17 protein-coding genes and 1 tRNA gene are annotated in these 17,974 nt (G+C 69.3%); 5 read left to right on the top strand and 13 right to left on the bottom strand.

Translation table 11 applies throughout. The features are described 5' to 3' along the window. Positions 1-6: 6 nt before the first annotated feature. On the bottom strand, positions 7-822 hold the full coding sequence (gene hisN, locus BLW09_RS10465; protein WP_089912069.1) for a histidinol-phosphatase: 816 nt from the start codon (positions 820-822) through the stop codon (positions 7-9). A gap of 59 nt (positions 823-881) precedes the next feature. Here hisN and BLW09_RS10460 point away from each other — a divergent pair, with 59 nt between their 5' ends. The 3 genes from BLW09_RS10460 (at position 882) to BLW09_RS10450 (ending at position 2,586) form a co-directional block, all read left to right on the top strand. Beyond that, complete coding sequence (locus tag BLW09_RS10460; RefSeq protein ID WP_089912066.1) at positions 882-1,238, top strand: hypothetical protein; 357 nt, start codon at positions 882-884, stop codon at positions 1,236-1,238. 118 nt (positions 1,239-1,356) lie between these two features. Continuing rightward, positions 1,357-2,433 (top strand): AI-2E family transporter, encoded by a 1,077-nt coding sequence (locus BLW09_RS10455; protein WP_231946779.1) that lies wholly within the window; start codon positions 1,357-1,359, stop codon positions 2,431-2,433. Between the two features lie 77 nt (positions 2,434-2,510). Further along, positions 2,511-2,586 (top strand) — tRNA-Lys (locus BLW09_RS10450). Between the two features lie 760 nt (positions 2,587-3,346). On the opposite strand, the gene BLW09_RS10445 is transcribed toward BLW09_RS10450, so the two are convergent. The 6 genes from BLW09_RS10445 to BLW09_RS10425 all read right to left on the bottom strand — a co-directional run bounded on the left by BLW09_RS10445 (position 3,347) and on the right by BLW09_RS10425 (position 8,850). Further along, entirely contained in the window at positions 3,347-4,468 is a 1,122-nt protein-coding gene (locus BLW09_RS10445; protein WP_089912060.1) for a fatty acid desaturase family protein, read from the bottom strand. Between the two features lie 99 nt (positions 4,469-4,567). Next, positions 4,568-4,738, bottom strand: a complete 171-nt coding sequence (locus tag BLW09_RS19065; protein ID WP_172824198.1) for a hypothetical protein — start codon at positions 4,736-4,738, stop codon at positions 4,568-4,570. Positions 4,739-4,795: 57 nt separating this feature from the next. Further along, on the bottom strand, positions 4,796-5,638 hold the full coding sequence (locus BLW09_RS10440) for an NAD(P)-dependent oxidoreductase (protein WP_089912056.1): 843 nt from the start codon (positions 5,636-5,638) through the stop codon (positions 4,796-4,798). A gap of 58 nt (positions 5,639-5,696) precedes the next feature. Further along, entirely contained in the window at positions 5,697-6,995 is a 1,299-nt protein-coding gene (locus tag BLW09_RS10435; protein ID WP_089912053.1) for an RNA polymerase sigma factor, read from the bottom strand. 14 nt (positions 6,996-7,009) lie between these two features. Next, positions 7,010-7,351, bottom strand: coding sequence for a YciI family protein (locus BLW09_RS10430; protein ID WP_089912050.1), 342 nt, complete (start codon positions 7,349-7,351; stop codon positions 7,010-7,012). Between the two features lie 101 nt (positions 7,352-7,452). After that, the gene (locus BLW09_RS10425) at positions 7,453-8,850 is read right to left on the bottom strand and encodes an MFS transporter (RefSeq protein WP_089912047.1); all 1,398 of its coding nucleotides are present in this window, start codon (positions 8,848-8,850) and stop codon (positions 7,453-7,455) included. A 151-nt stretch (positions 8,851-9,001) separates the two neighbouring features. Here BLW09_RS10425 and BLW09_RS10420 point away from each other — a divergent pair, with 151 nt between their 5' ends. Further along, positions 9,002-10,882, top strand: coding sequence for a glycoside hydrolase family 15 protein (locus BLW09_RS10420; protein WP_089912045.1), 1,881 nt, complete (start codon positions 9,002-9,004; stop codon positions 10,880-10,882). Here the strand turns inward: BLW09_RS10420 and BLW09_RS10415 are convergent. Then, positions 10,803-11,936: a hypothetical protein gene (locus BLW09_RS10415; protein ID WP_089912042.1), complete on the bottom strand. Its 1,134-nt coding sequence runs from the start codon at positions 11,934-11,936 to the stop codon at positions 10,803-10,805. The two genes, BLW09_RS10420 and BLW09_RS10415, sit on opposite strands and share 80 nt — an antisense overlap. Before the next feature lie 341 nt (positions 11,937-12,277). On the opposite strand from BLW09_RS10415, the gene BLW09_RS10410 reads away from it, so the two are divergent. Continuing rightward, the gene (locus tag BLW09_RS10410) at positions 12,278-12,511 is read left to right on the top strand and encodes a hypothetical protein (RefSeq protein ID WP_157696931.1); all 234 of its coding nucleotides are present in this window, start codon (positions 12,278-12,280) and stop codon (positions 12,509-12,511) included. 115 nt (positions 12,512-12,626) lie between these two features. Here BLW09_RS10410 and BLW09_RS10405 read toward each other — a convergent pair whose 3' ends face one another. From BLW09_RS10405 to BLW09_RS10385, 5 genes are read right to left on the bottom strand one after another with little or no spacing between them, the layout of a single operon-like run. Continuing rightward, complete coding sequence (locus tag BLW09_RS10405; protein WP_089912036.1) at positions 12,627-13,688, bottom strand: glycoside hydrolase family 130 protein; 1,062 nt, start codon at positions 13,686-13,688, stop codon at positions 12,627-12,629. After that, complete coding sequence (locus BLW09_RS10400) at positions 13,685-14,710, bottom strand: hypothetical protein (protein WP_089912033.1); 1,026 nt, start codon at positions 14,708-14,710, stop codon at positions 13,685-13,687. Before BLW09_RS10400 ends, BLW09_RS10405 begins: the two co-directional genes overlap by 4 nt. A gap of 41 nt (positions 14,711-14,751) precedes the next feature. Further along, entirely contained in the window at positions 14,752-15,675 is a 924-nt protein-coding gene (locus BLW09_RS10395; protein ID WP_089912031.1) for a carbohydrate ABC transporter permease, read from the bottom strand. After that, positions 15,672-16,649 carry a carbohydrate ABC transporter permease gene (locus BLW09_RS10390; protein WP_089912028.1) on the bottom strand — a complete coding sequence of 326 codons (978 nt, stop codon included), beginning with the start codon at positions 16,647-16,649 and terminating at the stop codon, positions 15,672-15,674. The genes BLW09_RS10395 and BLW09_RS10390 overlap by 4 nt, the downstream gene beginning before the upstream one ends. A gap of 2 nt (positions 16,650-16,651) precedes the next feature. Beyond that, a complete protein-coding gene (locus BLW09_RS10385; RefSeq protein ID WP_089912024.1) occupies positions 16,652-17,944 on the bottom strand; it encodes an ABC transporter substrate-binding protein in 1,293 nt (430 codons plus the stop codon). Positions 17,945-17,974 lie beyond the last annotated feature (30 nt).

Below are 17,974 nucleotides of genomic sequence, written 5' to 3'. Positions count from 1 at the left end.
GCCAGCCTAGGCGAGCGGCCCGGCGTCGGCGAGGGCCTCCAGCAGGGCGGGGTGGAGCAGTCCGTTGGAGGCGAGCGACGACCCGTTGCCCGGGCCGGGCGTGCCGTCCACCGAGGTGAACGAGCCGCCGGCCTCCTCCACGATCGGGATGAGGGCGGCGAGATCGTAGGTCTTCACGCCGAACTCGGCCACCGCATCCACCAGCCCCTCGGCGAGCAGCATGTATGACCACATGTCGCCGTACGCCCGGTCGCGCCAGATGCGGCGGGTGAGCGCGATCAGCCGGTCGAGGTAGCCCGCTTCGTCCCACTGCGCGATGCTCTGGAAGCTGAGGGAGGCGTGCTCCAGGTCGGCGACACCGGAGACCCGGATGCGACGCGGCTCGGCGCCGGGCGCATCCGTCGTCCACGCTCCGCCGCCGGCCACGGCCCACCAGCGGCGGCCGAGGGCGGGGGAGCTGACCACGCCGACGCGGGGGACGCCGTCGACCGCGAGGGCGATGAGCGTGCCCCAGACCGGCACGCCGCGCAGGTAGTTCGCGGTGCCGTCGATGGGGTCGACGATCCACTGGCGGGCACCGTCGCCCTCCGTGCCGTACTCCTCGCCGAGGATGCCGTCGGCCGGGCGCTCGGCGGCGATGGTCTCGCGGATGGCGCGCTCCACCGCCAGATCCGCCTCGGTGACCGGCGACCGGTCGGGCTTCGTCTCGACGTGCAGGTCGCGGTCGCGGAAGTGCGTCAGTGAGATGCGATCCGCCTCCTCTGCGAGCCGGAGGGCGAGGTCGAGATCGGCGGCGAGGGCGGGGGATGCGGTGTCAGGCACGATCCGAGCCTAGCGTCGCGCCCTTGGCAGGTGACCTGCCCGCGGGTAGGAGTGGACGCATGAGAAAGATCGTGTACGCGGGCTCGACGTTCTATACCGGAGATGCGCTCGCGGAAGCGCTGCTGGACTATGCGCGGGCGCTGGCCCGGCACGGCATCGCCGACACGATCTTCGTGCCGGGGCGCACGATGCAGGGGGAGACCGACGAGGTCGAGCTCCTCCTCGGGCCGGCCAGCCAGATCGTGAGCGAGCCGGTCGAGCTGGTCGGGGAGGAGATCGACGACGACGAGCTCCTGTCGCGGCTGCGCACCCTGACCGCGCAGCTGGCGCCGCACAAGCCGGCGGCCGAGCCGGCCGACGGCTCCGGCGGCTCCGACGACGAGGGGGAGCGCCGGACCTTCGACGACATGCTCTGAAGCGCGCTGCCGGACGTTCTGCGCTCGGCGGAGCTTGTTGGCCGGTGCCCGCTCCCAATACGCTCGCGGTAGCCCTGCGGGGCGGAGCGGAGGCACCATGCGTTTCATCCGGAGACCCGTGAGCGCGCGAGAGCGCGTCGCCGCCCCGGAGCCGCTGCTGCGGCGCAGCCCTTTCCTGTTCGGCTACCTCATCGCCCTCGGCGCGATCGGCGCGGTCGCGACGGGCTACATGCTGTACGGGCTGCGCTCCATCATCTTCTCCGTCTTCCTCGCGATGTTCGCGACGGTCGGCCTCGACCCGCTGATCCGCTGGTTCCAGCGGAGAGGGATGCCGCGTGTCTGGGCGATCGTGACCGTCATCCTGATCATCGTCGCCGTGCTGGTCGCGATCATCTGGGTCGTGGTCCCGCTCATCGTGCAGCAGATCTCGTTCCTCGCGACGGCCGTTCCGCAGGAGATCACCAAGCTGCGGGCGGAGGGCTGGTTCGACACCGTCAACCAGGCCAGCAACGGCGTGGTCGGCCAGATCGTCGGCTGGATCTCGGAGCAGGTGCAGAACCCGCAGACCTGGGCCACCATCGGCAACGGGCTCGTCGGGTTCGGCCTGTCGGTGCTGAACGCGGTGACGACCGGGTTCTTCATCGCCATCCTCACCATCTACTTCATCGCCTCGTACGACTCCACCAAGCAGGCCGCCTACCGCCTGGTGAGCCGTTCCCACCGCGACCGGTTCGAGAGCTACGCCGAGCGCATCCTGCAGAACTTCGGCAAGTACCTGAGCGGGATGGTGGTGCTGGCGTTCTGCAACTCGGTCTTCAGCCTCATCCTGCTTCTCGTCACCGGGGTGCCCGGCGCCTTCCTCATCGCGCTCGCCGCGTTCTTCATCACGCTCATCCCGCTCATCGGGACAGTGCTGACGACGGCGGTCATGTCGGTGCTGGCGTTCATCCACTCGCCGGTCAGCGGCGTCGTCGTGCTCCTGCTGATGCTGGTCTACATGCAGGTGGAGGCGTACATCCTCACGCCGCGGGTGATGGGGAAGGCGGTGCAGGTGCCCGGATCGGTCGTCCTGATCTCCGCGCTCGCCGGCTCCACGCTGTTCGGCCTGCCCGGGGCGCTCGTCGCGATCCCGATCTCGGCGGGCATCATCCTCATCATCAAAGAGGTCGTGATGCCCCGGAAAGAGCTCCGCTGAGCCGAGCGATCCTCGATTGGCGGGAACCGCGAAACGGATGCTAATGTTGAGCCTCGGTTCGGGAAACCGGATCGGATGCGCCTCTAGCTCAATCGGCAGAGCAATTGACTCTTAATCAATGGGTTCAGGGTTCAAGTCCCTGGGGGCGCACCAGCGAAAAGCCCGGTCGCACAGCGTGCGACCGGGCTTTCCTGCGTCCGCGCTCCACTCGCGCTACCGAGTCGTGAGCCATTGCCGGAATCCGCGTCGAATGGTGACGTGATGCCGCAACTCGGTCACTCGGTGGTCGACGCGACCTGGCGGAGTTCGAAGAGTGACAGGCCAACGGGTCCTTGCTCGGCCGCGCGTGCCCTCTCGCCGGCTACTCCACCATGCCACGGGCGTGAGTGACCACCACCGATAAGATGCCTCATCAGTCGCCGCCCCTCCGGTGCGGAGCAGGTGGCGCGTAGGCGCCCGTCCCGCGCCTTCGATCCCGCAGTGCGATGAACAGGTAGCACCCGGCGACCGCCCAGGCCCAAAGCGTAGCCAGAAACCATGGCCACCAGTTCGGGATACCGCGAATCGCGTAACTCACTCCGAGTGCTCCGCACGCTGCGCCGAGAATTCCCCACAGTACCGCGTGGATGATTCGAGGACGCCCGAAAGCCCATCGAACCCAGCGGGGAAAGCTACCCATGCTCATGCTTCCATTCCTGGCGGGTTGTAGTCGGGCGCGAAAATTAGCGAGTTCGTCGCGACCTTACAGAGGTCCCGTCACCTGTTGGGACGAGGGGATCGACGGATCGTGACGAGGCCCCTCAGATGATGTCGAGAAGAGCACAGAGCCGGACACGCCCCGCACGCCCGCGCCACCGAGTCGTGAGCCGTTGGCGGAATCCGCGTCGAATGGTGACCAGATGTCGCGACTCGGTCACTCGGTGGTCGACGCGACCTCGCGCAGCTCCAGGAGGGGGCAGGCGAACGGGTCCTTGTCGCCGAGGCCGACCTGGTTGATGTGGCGGGTGACGATGGCGTAGGAGTGCAGGAGGGTCGTCTCGGTGTAGCGGGTGCCGTTCGCGTCGCAGAAGGCGCGGATCATCGGCGCCGCCCGGCGGAGGTGCGGCCGGGGCATCGAGGGGAACAGGTGGTGCTCGATCTGGTAGTTGAGCCCGCCCATCAGGAAGTCGATGGTGCGTCCTCCGCGGATGTTCCTGCTCATCAGCACCTGCCGGCGGAGGAAGTCGAGCTTCATGTCGTGGGGCACCAGCGGCATCCCCTTGTGGTTCGGCGCGAACGACATCCCCATGTAGAACCCGAACAGCCCGAGCTGCACGCCGAGGAAGGCGGCCGCCTTGCCCGGCGGGAGGACGATGAGCACCAGCGTCAGGTAGCCGATGATCCGGATGGCGAGGAAGGAGATCTCCACGGCCCGCCGTCGCAGGACTCCGTGGGCGAAGACGCGGCGCACGCTGGACGCGTGCAGCGAGAGACCTTCGAGAAGCAGGATGGGGAAGAAGAACCAGCCCTGGTGGCCGATCAGCCAGCGCAGCGGCCGCGAACGCTTCGCCTCCACCTGCGCCGCGGTGAACGAGATCACCGGGAGTTCGATGTCGGGGTCGGCGCCCACCTGGTTCGGGTTGGCGTGGTGCCGGGTGTGCTTGTGCTGCCACCAGCCATAGCTCATCCCGACGAACAGGTCGCCGACGATGAGGGAGATCCAGTCGTTCCAGCGGCCGGAGCGGAAGATCTGCCGGTGGGCGGCGTCATGGCCGAGGAAGGCGATCTGGGTGAACACGAACGCGAACACCACGGCGGTGACGAGCTGCCACCAGCTGTTCCCGATGAGCACGAACGCGATGATCATGGCGGCCGTCACGACCGGGACCAGGATGATCTTGGTCCAGTAGTAGCCGTAGCGCCGGCGCAGGAGGCCGGCCTCGCGCACCTGCGTCGCGAGCTCCGAGTAGCCTCCGTCTCGCCCGGCCGAGCGCGCGGCAGTCGGGCGTACGGCAGTCAGGCGTGCTGCCGTCGAGGGGATGGACGGTTGCGTCATGGCGGACCCCGAATCGTTGCGAGTCGCGCCGGGGTCTCGGACGCTGGTGAGAAAATTCTACGCCGCGCACCGCCGATGTGGACGGGTGCGGGCAACCTCTCAGGTGCGGTTGCGCTTCGACAGTGCGGAGCGCCGGACGAACCCGATCACCAGCGTGGCGATCACCAGGACGATGCCGATGATCCCGAGCCACAGCAGCCCCTTGATGGCGAAGCCGACGATCGCGAGGATCACCCAGAGCACGACGAGAACGATCACCAAGATGAGCATGCCCCGACCGTACTCCGCGGACGCGAGGAAGGAACCCGTCCGGCCGGGAGAAAAGGCTCAGCGGTCGCGCGCGATCACGGAGAAGTCCGTGTCGCCGAGGCCCGCATCCACTGCCCGCTGGAGCTCGGCGGCCACCAGGGCGGCGGCCGGGAGAGGAGCATCGGCGGTCGCGATCATGAGGCGGAGGTCTTTCGCGAGGAGGGCAGCGGAGAACTGCGTGTCGTCGAAGTCGCCGGACGCGACCACGGGTCCCTTCATGCCGGCGATGGGTGCGATGGTCGTGAGGGGCAGCATCGAGAGCACCTCGTCCGTAGAGAGCCCGCCCGCGCGGCCCAGCCGGAGCGATTCGGTCAGCGCCTCCATCGAGATGGCCAGGGCGAGGTTGGCGACGAGTTTGGCCGCGGCCGCCTTCTCGGGGCTGTCGAATGTCCGGATCTTGTCCGGGTCCGCCCACAGGGCGACGACACCGCGGGCGTCGCGCACCGCGTCGTGCTCGCCGCCGATCAGCACCGCGAGGCTGCCGGCACGCGCCGGGGCGAGCGACCCGACGACCGGCGAGTGGATGTAGCGCACGCCCGCGTCTGCCGCCCACGCGGCGAAGTCGGCCGCGTCGGAGGGAGCGACGGTCGTGATGTCGACCCACAGGGCCCCGACCGGGATCGGGAGCGACGACTCCATCACCGTCTCCCGGACCGCCTCCGGCCCGAACAGGACGGTGATCACGACGTCCGCACCTTCGACCGCTGCGGCGGCTGAGGGAGCGATGCGGGCGCCGCGGCGCCCGACGGCTTCGGCCGGTTCGGGGGAGCGGTTCCACGCGGTGACGCGGTGACCGTTGTCGATGAGGTGGGTGACCAGCTCGCGGCCCATGCGGCCGAGCCCGAGGAAGGCGATGTCCATGGCCCCACTGTGCGCCTGCGGCCGCGCAGACGGAAGGGGGCCGAGCGAAGGGGCCGGGTCAGTCGCGCCGGGTGAGCGCATCCCTCTGGCCGAGGAGGAACGCGCGCTCCGCGTCGCCCCCGCACAGCGAGGCGGCGACGGCGTACTCCTCCGCCGCCTCACGGGTGCGGCCAGCACGTCGCAGCAGCCCCGCCCGCACGCCGTGCAGCAGGTAGAAGCCGGCGAGCGTCTCGCGCAGCGGGTCGAGCGCGGCCAGGCCCGCGTCGTTCCCCTCCACTTCGGCCACGGCGACGGCGCGGTTCAGGGCGACGACGGGAGTGGGGGAGGTGCGCAGCAGCTGGTCGTACAGGGCGACGATCTGCGGCCAGTCGGTGTCCGCGGCGGTCGGGGCGTCGTCGTGCACCGCCTGGATGGCCGCCTGCAGCTGGTACGGACCCGGTCGTCCCCGGGCCAGGCACCTGCGCACCAGGTCGTGACCCTCGGCGATCTGCGCCGCGTTCCAGCGGGTGCGGTCCTGCTCGGGGAGCGGCACGAGCGCGCCATCGGCGTCCACCCGGGCGTCGCGGCGCGCATCCACCAGGAGCAGCAGCGCGAGGAGACCGAGCACCTCCTCCTCGTCCGGCAGCAGGGAGCGCAGCTCACGCGCCAGGCGGATCGCCTCCGTGCACAGGTCCTCCCGAACGAGCCGGTCGCCTGCGCTCGCCGCGTAGCCCTCGCTGAAGACGAGGTAGACCACCGCCAGCACCGACCGCAGCCGGGTCGGGAGGTCGACCGCGGAGGGGATGCGGTACGGGATGCGCGCGTCGCGGATCTTCGCCTTCGCCCGCGAGATGCGCTGCGCCATCGTGGCCTCCGGCACGAGGAACGCCCGGGCGATCTCGGCGGTCGTGAGGCCGCCGAGCAGCCGCAGCGTCAACGCGACGCGGGCCTCCGGCGACAGGGCGGGGTGGCAGCAGGTGAAGACGAGCCGGAGGCGGTCGTCCGCGATCGCATCGGCGTCTCCGTCGGTGTTTCCACCCGAGTCGGCGCCGGAGTGGGCGTCGGCCGTGTCATCGCGGGTCAGCCGCCCGAGCAGGACGGCCTCCGCCTCCTTCTCGCGCCCCACCGCGTCCCGCCGCAGCCGGTCGATCGCGCGGCGGCGGGCCGTCGTGATGATCCAGCCGGCGGGCGCCGGCGGGATCCCGTCGCGCGGCCAGCGCTCGAGAGCGACGGCGAAGGCGTCCTGCACCGCGTCCTCGGCGCGATCGAGATCGCCGAAGACGCGGTACAGCACCGAGACGGCGCGGCCGTACTGCTCCCGGAAGACGAGTCCGACCGCGGCGGCGTCCGGCCCGGGGGTGGTCGCTTCGTCCTCCATCCGACGGGCTCCGGTCAGCCCGCGAAGGGCCGCACCTCCACCGGCAGAGTGGAGGCGATGGCGAGGCGCCTGCCCCACTCGAGGGCGGCATCCAGGTCGGGCGCCTCGACGATCGTGAAGCCGCCGAGATGCTCCTTGCCCTCGGCGAACGGGCCGTCGGTGACGAGCACCTCGCCGTCCTGCGGGCGGAGCACGGTGGCCGACGAGACCGGGAGGAGGCCGTTGGAGAACACCCAAGCGCCGGCCGCACGGATGTCCGCGTTGAGCGCGTCGAGGTCGCGGCCGATGGCGGCAAGGGCCTCGGGCGAGGGGATGGGGCCGTCCGGCTGGTAGACGCTGAGCAGGTACTGGGTCATGATCGTGATCCTCTCCGGAGCACCGCCGATGGGTGCTCTCACCGTCTACACGAACACCCTGCCGCATTCTCGACAGCGGCGGCGGAATCCGTTTCGCGGGATCACCCCGGCGCGCGGCGGTGGCGGTCCTCCGGCAGGAAGATCGCAGCGATCAGGCCGCCGACGCCGAGGATCGCCAGAGCGCCCATCGCCGTGCCGTAGGCCGCGCCGCCCGCGTCGATGTTGGCCACGAGGATGGTGCCGGCGATCGCCGTTCCGAGTGTCGATCCGAGGTTGGACACGCTCCGCGACAGCCCGGAGATCTCGCCCTGCGCCTTCTCGGGGAACGCAGACTGGACGACGTTCACCGACGGCGTCAGCATCAGGCCGAGCCCCGCGCCGATCAGGAACAGCCCGGGCACGAACGACCACTCGGTCGTGCTCACCGCCACGAGCCAGATGAGGAGCACCACCCCGGCGAGGCAGAGCACGAACCCGGTCAGGATGAGGTCGCGCTGCGAGAAGAGCTTCGCCAGCCGTCCCGCCACCAGCGAGGTGAGGAGGAGTCCGACCGTCGCCGCGGTGAAGATGACGCCGGTCTCGATCGCGTTGTGGCCGCGCACCACCTGCAAGTAGGCGGACACGGTGAACGACGTGCCCATCAGCAGCACCCACTGCACGTTCTGGGTGATCAGCGCGATGTTCGACACCCGGTTCGCGAACAGCGCGGTCGACAGCAGCGCCTCTTTGCCTGCGCGCTCCCGCCTCCGCACCCACCAGAAGAACAGGAAGAGGATGACGAGCCCGGCGACGACGAGCGCGATCATCAGAGGGACGCTGGAGTCCGCCGCGAGGATGCCGAGCACCAGCACGAACAGGCCGAGGGCGGAGAGCACGGCCCCCACGACGTCGAAAGGCCGGCCGGGGTCGGCGGGCACCGGGTCGGTCAGCCGCCGGCTGAGAAGCAGGATGACCACGATGATCAGCGTCTGGAACAGGAAGGCCGCCCGCCAGCTGATCGCGCTGGTGATCAGGCCGCCGATCAGCGGGCCGGCCGCGGCGCCGATGCCGCCCAGCGCGCTGATGATGCCGAAGGCCCACGCGCGCGTCGCGATGTCGGGCAGGTAGAGCGTGGTCAGGATGTACACCGGCGGGATCAGCAGAGCCGTCCCGACCCCCTCCAGGAGGCTGTTGCCGAGGATGAGGGCCCATAGCCCGGGCGCGAACGCGCTGATGATCGCCCCGGCGCCGTAGACGATCAGCCCCAGCGTGAAGCAGCGCTTCCGGCCGATCTTGTCGGTGAGCTTGCCCGCCGGGATCATCAGCGCCGCCATCGTCAGCAGGAAGAGCGTGATGCTGACCTGGATGCCCTGGACCGTCGTGTCGAGGTCGCGGGACATGTCGTTGATCATCACGTTCATGTTCGAGCCGGCGAAGCTGCAGATGAACTGCGCGAGTGCGAGCGGCGCGATCAGGCGCCGGACCGATGCGTGCGAGACGCCGACGGCTGCTGCGGTCATGGTGACCTCCGATCGGGAGGGCGGACTCCGCCCGGATGGTAGCTCCGCAGGTGGGGCTCCGGGCAGACGGCAATCGGCCGGATTCCCGTCTCGCCGGTCGCGTGCCCGCGGGGTTACCATCCCGCCATCGACTCGAGGGGGCATCACGATCATGGCCGCAGACGAGCACGCGTACCCCGATATCGCCGATCACGGTCTGATCGGCGACCTGCAGTCGGTCGCCCTGGTGTCCACCACGGGCTCGATCGACTGGTTCTGCGCTCCCCGCTTCGATTCGCCCGCGGTCTTCTCGTCGCTCCTCGACCGGGAGAAGGGCGGGTTCTTCCGGCTCGGGGCGGAGGACGAGGGGATGCGCGTCCGGCAGATGTACTTCCCGCAGACGGCCGTGCTGATCACCCGCTTCCTGTGCCCGTCGGGGGTCGGGGAGGTGATCGACTTCATGCCGGTCGCCGACGAGCCGACGATCGCGACCGACAACCGGGTCGTGCTGCGCGGCATCCGCGTCGTCCGCGGCGAGCTGGACTTCCGGATCGAGTGCCGGCCGCGGTTCGAGTTCGGCCGCCGTCACCACACGGCGAGCGTCGCCGACGGCGGCGTGGTGTTCGAGGGCGACGGCGTGCGGGCATCCCTCAGCGGACTGACCGCCGACGAGCTCGCCGGAGTGGACCTCTCCGCCGGCGACGTCGACGCGACGATCACGGTGGCCGCGGGTGATCTGCGGCTCTTCGTCTTCCAGACCGCACCAGAACCGGGAGCGGAGCCCCTCTCGACGGACACCGGGCAGGCGGTGTTTCGCGAGACGGTCGCGTTCTGGCGCGACTGGCTGCAGCGCAGCACGTACTCGGGCCGGTGGCGGGAGGCGGTCGAGCGTTCGGCCATGGTGCTGAAGCTGCTGCAGTACGCCCCGAGCGGCGGCCTCGTCGCCGCGCCGACGGCCGCCCTGCCCGAGCAGCTCGGGGGAGTGCGCAACTGGGACTACCGCTATACCTGGATCCGCGACGGCTCGTTCTCGGTGTTCTCGCTGCTCGCGCTGGGATACACGGAGGAGGCGATCTCCTTCGCGCTCTGGGTCGCCGACCGCGTGGCGGAGCAGGCCGGTGAGGGCTCCGGGCCGCTGAAGATCATGTACCGGATCGACGGCTCGTCCGACCTGCAGGAGCGCGAGCTCGAGGAGTTCGAGGGATACGCGGGGTCGCGTCCCGTCAACATCGGCAACGGCGCGGCCGACCAGCTGCAGCTCGACATCTACGGGGAGGCGTTCGACGCGCTCTACGCCACCGAGCATTATCGGCCGATCGGGCATCCCGGCTGGAGCACGCTGTGCGGCATCCTCGACTGGCTCGGCGCGAACTGGGACCAGCCGGACGAAGGCGTATGGGAGACCCGCGGCGGCCGCAAGGACTTCACCTACGGGCGCATCATGTGCTGGGTCGCGTTCGACCGGGCTATCGCGATCGCCCGGGAACGCGGTCTCCCCGCGCCCCTCGAGGCGTGGTTGCAGGCGCGCGACGCGATCTACGAGCAGGTGTTCACGCGCTGCTGGAACCCGGACCGGCAGGCGTTCGTGCAGTATCCCGGGACGGACGTGGTGGATGCGATCACCCTGCTGATGCCGCTCGTCGGCATGATCTCGCCCCAGGACCCGATGTGGCTGTCGACGCTCGACGCGATCACCGAGGAGCTCGTGACGGACAGCCTCGTCTACCGCTACAACCCGGCCGCGTCGCCGGACGGGCTGCCCGGGGCCGAGGGCACGTTCTCGCTGTGCTCGTTCTTCTACGTCAACGCCCTCACGGATGCGGGCAGGATCGACGACGCGCAGTACGCCTTCGAGAAGATGCTCACCTACGGCAACCACCTGGGTCTGTTCGCCGAGGAGATCGACCCGACAGGGTTGCAGCTGGGCAACTTCCCGCAGGCGTTCACCCACCTCGCGCTCATCCGGGCGGCGATCACCCTGGATGCTGCGCTCGACCGGCCGCGGATGCGGGAGACGCCTGCACGTCCGGCCTCGGGCCCGCGGCGCCGCTGACGCGCAGATAAACGATCAGCCAGGCGAAGACGACGATTCCGGCGACGAGCTCCGTCGCCGTGAGCACGTAGTAGCCGACGACGAAGAACACCAGGACGGCCACCACGGTCGCGAAGAAGACGTAGCCGAGCACGAAGAACGCCAGCGGAGCCTCCGGGAGCGCCGCCCGCACCCAGAAGACGACGAGTGAGAACACCAGCACCATGCCGACCGCGGAGGCGTTGTGCAGGATCTGCGAGACGTTCAGGGGGAACAGCCCGACCCCGGCGAGCAGCACCCCGATGAGGATCAGGCCGACCCGGACCCGGATGAGCGCCGCGCGACGCCGGTCGGCGACCGGATCGCCCTCCGACGCTGGAGGGAGGAACCGCGTGTCCGTGGCGTAGCGGGCCATGGCGGTGACGATGATCCCGGCGATGATGAGGGTCAGGTTGAACGACAGCGAGGAGATCGACTGCGTCATCCCCAGGGCGCTCAGGTGCAGCATCCACCAGTGCGGGTCGGGCGCGCTGAGCATGGCGGTCAGGATGCCGACGATGACGAAGGCGCCGAGCACGGTGGACAGCCGCAGCAGGCTCATATTCACCGCGGACAGGAACACGGCGTACCCGGTGACGGCCGCGGCAGTGGCCGCGAGCGCGGAGGCGGACAGGAAGTACACGGTCGCGTCCTGGAAGCCGTCGGCGAGCACCGTGCCGAGCACCAGCCAGCCGAGGAGCGCGATCACCCCGTGCGCGACGGCGATGGCGATGGTGTCGAAGACGTCGACCGGGGAGACCCCGGCGCGCGTCCGGTCGCCCGGGGTCGCGAACGGGGTGAACCCGTCGCGCATCCACAGCCTCCCGACGATGTAGCCGAGCACGGCGACGATCCCGCCGGCGTATGCGACGAACTGGCCGACCGAGTCCGGTCCGGCGATCGGCAGATCGCGCCCCCAGAACAGCGGCAGCGCGACGACCGCGGCGAGGACGAAGGCCGCGCCGCCGGCCACGATGGCGGCGCCCTCCGCTTTGAGCAGCGGAGTGCGCCGCGTCTGCCCATCGGTGTCGCCCATGTCACCACCTCGCCGGCCGGAACGCGCTCACTGTACCGCCGGCCCGAGCGCAGGCACCAGGCACGATCTCCGCTCCCGCTGGTCGGGCGATGCGCCGTCATGGTCCGGCGACGCGTTCGTCATCACTGATGAGAAGAACTTTTCTCCGAGTCGATGACGACGACCTCTCCGGACAGCCGGGATGAGGACATCAGTCGTCGCCGTTCAGCGAGGAACGGGCGTCTGGGCCACCGCCGCCTCCATCTGGGGCCTCACGGCCTGTCTTGCCGAGGAAGGGCGATTTCGTGTCTCTTGCAATTCGTACACGTCGGGGATCCCGGCTCTCCTTCGCTATGGTCTGCGTGCTGTCGATCGTCATCATCAGCATTGCCGCTCAGATCGTGCTCACGATCGTGAGCGAGAGTAAGGCGGCGGGCGTGATCAACGTCGTCACGTTCGGAGCTCTCTCGACGTTCTTCCTTCTCTTCGGGATACACAACAGAAGGAAGCGCCGCGCCCTGCACAGCACGGGCGGCTTCGTCTGTGCCGCGATATGGGCCGTCTACACGGTCTTCCTGATCGTCGGCGGCATGTAGGAATCGCTTCGCGACCGACAAGACGCTGGGCCGCTGGCGGGCGCCAGGCCGAGCGTCTTGTCGGCGCGTGGGGCGGATATCGCCTCTGTCGCGTGCTTCGGATCTGAACCGACGGTCAGCCGGCGGCGGGGTCCCGCTCCAGCAGTGCGACGCCGATCTTCGAGTCGGCCATTCCGTAGAAGACCCAGTCGCGGCCGTCCACCGTCTCGATCGCGGTCGGGAAGACCACGTTCGGAACGATGCCGCTGCGCTCGTCGTCCGTCTCGGCCGAGAGGATCGGCTCGGCGGTGCGGTCGAGCACCCGCCACGGCTCGTCGGCGTCGAGGATCATCGCGCCGGCGGCGTAGTTGACGTTCTTCTGCTGCGCTACCCCCGACTCCAGCCGGCCGGTGACGCCGTGGTGGATCAGCAGCCAGCCCTCGGGGACGCGCTTCGGGGCCGGGCCGGCACCGATCTTGAGCTCCTCGAACGGGAACTCGGGACCGGCGAGAAAACGGTTCTGGCGCCACCGGGCGAGCTCGCGCAGGTCGCGCTCCACGGCATCCACGGGGATGAACGCGATCCAGATGCTGGGCCGGCTCTCGCCCGCCGGAGGGTGCTCGCCCTCGCCCGGGCGGATCTCGCCCAGATCCCACACCGGGCGGTGCAGCACGGCGAAACTCGGCGTGCCGTCAGGGGCGGTGACCGGCTCGGGGAAGAACACCGTGTCCTTGTTGTGGAACAGCGAGAGGTCGATGCCGAGCTCGTCGTCGTACTCGAACGACACTGGTCCGAGCCGCCTCCAGGCGCGCAGGTCGTCGGAGACGGCGACGGCGGTGTGCGGCCCGAGAGGACCGTACGCGACGTAGGTCATGACGTGCAGCCCGAGCGACGGGATGAACGTGATCCGCGGATCCTCGACGCCGGCGTTGGACCGGCCGCGCTCGAAGGGGCGGTCCGGTTCGAGCACGACGCCCTGGCGTTCGACAGCGACGGGGACGCCGTCCTCCATGACCACGCGGGCGAGACCGACGCGCGAGACGTTGCCCTCCGCGACCAGGCGGGGGAGCAGGTACAGCTCGCCGTCGGGGCCACGGCCGGACGCGGGGTTCAGCACCCCCTCGGCCTCGAGCGGGTCGCCGGCGACGGGCGTCATCACGACACCCGCGCGCGAGAGTCGGTACGGGAACGCGCTCATGCGTCCACCTCCTTGTAGAAGTACAGTTCGCGGACCCCGGGAGGAGCATCCCACCCCTGGGCGAACGACCAGCGACCGTCGAGCTTCTGGAGTCCGCCCCAGGCGAGCGAGCCGCCGCGGTTGAGCTCCAGCTGCGTGAACGGGTCGTCCGGCCGGTAGAGCGCCTGCGCGGCGGCGAAGTCGCCGTCCGCGTCGGCGTAGAAGAAGTCGAGCACCAGGCGGTCGCCGTCGACGACGGCGCACGCCACCTCGAACAGGGAGCCCGAGAGCGGCGACAGATCGAGGTAGGGCTGCACCTCGAACCGCCACTCGAGGCCGTCCGCCGAGTGCCCGACCGTGGGCCGGCCCCCGCATCCCTCCGACAGGAACATGAGGTACTCGCCGCCGATGCGCACGGCCCGCCCGTGCTCGTCCCGCGGGATGACCGCTCCCTTCGCCCAGTACTCCGACACCTCGTAGGGCACCACGAGGCCGCGCTTCGTCCAGTGCTCCAGGTCGTCGGAGACCGCGCTCATGATGTCGACCGCGACCGAGCCGTCGTCCCGACGCCAGATCGCGTTGTAGAACAGCACGTATCCGGTGTCGAGCGCGTAGACCTTCGGGTCCTCGACGCCGAGCGTCTCGTTCGCGAGCGTCGGATAGACGATCGGGTTGGCCGGGGAGTCGTGCCAGACGCCGTCACGCCGGACCGCGTGTCCGATCCGGCTGGCCGTCGACTCCTTGCGCGGCGACGCCCGGTAGAACAGGTGCAGCTCGTCGTCCCGCTCGATCACGGTCGGGTTGAAGACCGAGTCGCTCGTCCATCCCACCCCGGTCGGGTCGTCCCACTGGCCCTCCGGGCGGAAGGTCAGTGCGTCGTCACGGACGAACGGGCCGATCGCCCAGTCCGGGCGCTCCGGATAGTGCGCCGAGAACTGGTCGGTTGAGATGCGGTCGGTGAGGGCGTTGGTGTGCGCGAGCGCCTCGCGGTAGCTCGCCAGCAGGGCGTCGTGCTCCGCCGGTGCGATGTGGACGGTGTCCATGGTCTCCCGTGTGGTTCGTTTCTGTGGATGGACGTGGTGGGTCAGCCCTTGACGGACGAGCCCAGATCGGTGGAGGTGAAGTAGCGCTGGAACACGATGAACAGCACGACGACGGGCGCTGCGAGCACCACGGCTCCGGAGAGAATGGCGCCGTACGGGTTCGCGGTGGATCCGGCGACCGTCGAGATGTAGTTCGCGAGCGAGACGGCCAGCGGCTGCAGGCTCGCCTCCTTGGTGATCAGGAAGGGCCAGAGGAACTCGTTCCACGGGCCGATGAACGTCAGCAGCAGCACCGTGACGAGCGCGGGGCGCACCAGGGGCAGCGCGATCCGCCAGAGCAGCCGGAACTCGCCGGCGCCGTCGACCCGGGCGGCGTCGAACAGCTCCTTGGGGAGCTGCAGGAAGTACTGCCGGAAGATGAGCACCGCCGCCGAGTTGATGGCGAAGGGCAGGATCATCCCGAGGTAGTTGTCGGCGAGCCCATAGTTGCGGGCGATGAGCACGTACAGCGGGATCATCAGCAGCTGGAACGGGATGGTCTGCACCAGCAGGGCGAGGGCGAAGGTGACCCCGCGTCCGCGCCACTGCAGCACGGCGAGCGAGTAGCCCGCGAGGACGCCGAACACGACGGTGCCCAGCAGCACCCCGCCCGTGAAGATCCCCGAGTTCACCAGACCTGTCAGCAGGTTGATGCGCGAGTTGATCTCGGCATAGTTCTGCAGCGTCAGGTTGGCCGGATTCGGGAAGGCACCGGCGATGGACGTGTCTGGCGCCGTCTGCAGCGACCCGACCAGCATGTAATAGAACGGGAACAGGAACGCGATGGCGCCGAGCGTGAGCACGATGCCCTGCAGGATCGTCTGCCCGCGGCTCAGTCGCCGCGGAGTCCCCAGGTCCTTCCGTCGCCTGGTGCGCGCCGGCCTGGCCGGCCGCGGTGCGGGCCGTGGTGTGGTCTCTGTGGTCATGACTCGTTCCTCCCTCCGACGAACCGGTTCTGCAGCCAGCCGATGATGAGCACCCCGATCACGAGGATGACCCCGATCGCGGAGGCGTAGCCCGGGTGACCCTGCTGGATGCCCTGCTGGTAGATCAGCAGGACGGGCGAGGCCGATCGGCCCTCCGGCCCGCCGCCACCGGTCAGCAGGTAGGGCTCGGTGAACAGGTTCGCACCGGTGATGGTCGCCAGCAGCAGGACGAGGACGGTCGCCGGGCGCACGCCCGGCACGGTCACCGACATGAACTGGCGGATCTTGCCGGCCCCGTCGGTCGCCGCCGACTCGTACAGCTCCGTCGGCACGTTCTGCAGGGCGGCGAGGTACAGCAGGATGTAGAAGCCGAGACCCTTCCAGGTCACGTAGATGGCGATGGAGGGCATGGCGAGAGCCGGATTGGACAGCCAGCTCGGGCTCGGCGCCAGCGGCCCCAGGATCTGGTTGACGAGCCCGTTCTGCCCGAACAGGAACAGCCAGACGGCGATCGTCGCGACGCTCGCCGTCACGTAGGGCACGTAATAGCTCACCCGCAGGAAGGTGCGGAACCGGACGATGCTGTTGAGCCCGGAGGCGAGCAGCAGCGACAGGATGACCGTGAGCGGCACGTTGATGATCAGGAAGATGCCGACGTTGACGAACGACTGCAGCACCTGGGGGTCGGTGAACGCCTGGATGTAGTTGTCGAACCCGACGAACGGGCGGTCCACGTTCGCACCGGGCGCCGCGAAGAAGTAGTCGAAGAACGACATGTACACGGCGAAGCACAGCGGGAACGCGAAGATCGCGATGACGAAGACCAGATAAGGCGCGCTGAACAGCCAGCCCAGCGGGTTGGTGCCCAGGATGCGCTGGATGAGCGGGGGCCGGTGCGTGCGCCCCGACCCGGCGGCGGGCGTGGTGCCCGCCGCCGGAGGTGCGCCCGCGGTGCCGCGAACGGAGGTGCTCATGGCTACTTCTGCGCCTGCAGCTTGTCGATCTTCTCGGCGGCGGTCTTGAAGACGTCCTCGACCGATCCGCTGCCGTTCACGACGGCCTTCGTGTAGGCGTCACGCAGGGCCTGCATCTGCGCGATGGTGTTCGTGCCGGTCGGGTCGTCCACCGTGTGGGCGCTCTGCGCACCGAACTCCTTGTACGCGGGGTGCGATGCGAAGTACGACGCGTAGGTCGTGGCGAGGTCCTTGCGGATGGGCATCTGGCCGCTCACGTCGAGCAGCTTGCCGTCCTGCTCCTGGCTGGTCGCGAACTTGATCACATCCCACGCGGTGCCCTGGTTCTTGCACGAGGTGTACATGCCGATGTTCTTCGCGTCCGGGAACGTGTAGGTCTCGTCCGCCGACGTGCCGTCCTTGGTCGGGACCGGGACGGAGCCCCACTGCACCTTGTCGCCGTAGTACGCGATCGCCCAGGGGCCGACGATGGCCATCGCGGCCTTGCCGTCCTGGAACGCGTCGCCCTGGTACTGCTCCTTGCCGGCGAGCCCGTCACTGTAGATGGTCTTCCAGAAGTTCGCGACATCCAGCGAGTCCTGGCTCGTGATCGTGGCCTTGCCGTCCTCGATGAAGGTCTTGCCGCCGGTCTGCGCGGCGAGGAGCGGCAGGTAGTCGAAGTTCACCTGGAAGAACTCGCTGGTCGGCGCGGGGTAGATCGCGTACGGGGCAGCGCCAGAGGACTTGATCTTCTGGGCGGCGGCCAGGAACTTGTCGTAGGTCGACAGGTCGGGGTTCTCGGCGTCGAGCCCGGCCTTCTGGAAGATGGCCTTGTTGTAGAAGATCATGACGGGGTTCTGCTTCCACGGCATCTGGTAGTAGTCGCCGTCAGCCGACTTGTACTGCGCCGCCGCGTCGCCGCTGCGCGCCTCGATGTACTTCGCGCCGTCAGGGAACTTCGACAGGTCGACGAGGCCGCCCTGCTTCTGCCACTGGCCGGTCGCGGCCGGGAGGTTGTTGAACACGAGGCACGGCGTGGTGCCCGCGGTGATGGCCGCGCCGATGACCTCTTCCGTGCTCTTGCCGGCCGGCACCTCCTGCGCCTTGATCTTCTCGTCCGGGTGCGCGGAGTTCCAGGCGGAGACCATCGCCTTGCCCCACTGCACCTCCTGGGTGTTGTTCGAGTACCAGATGGTGATCGGGCCGTGCGCCTTCATGGCGTCACCGCCGCCGCCTCCGCTCGAGCCGCACGCGGCCAGGGTGCCGGCGACGATGCCGGCGGTGAGGAGGGAGATGGCGATTCTACGCTTTCGCATGTCTTTGCCTTTCGGTGGATAGGGGGGTGG

Source organism: Leifsonia sp. 21MFCrub1.1 (genome assembly GCF_900107895.1).
GTDB lineage: Bacteria > Actinomycetota > Actinomycetes > Actinomycetales > Microbacteriaceae > Leifsonia > Leifsonia soli.
Note: the sequence above shows the minus strand (reverse complement) of the source record. Positions and strands in the feature narration are given on the sequence as shown.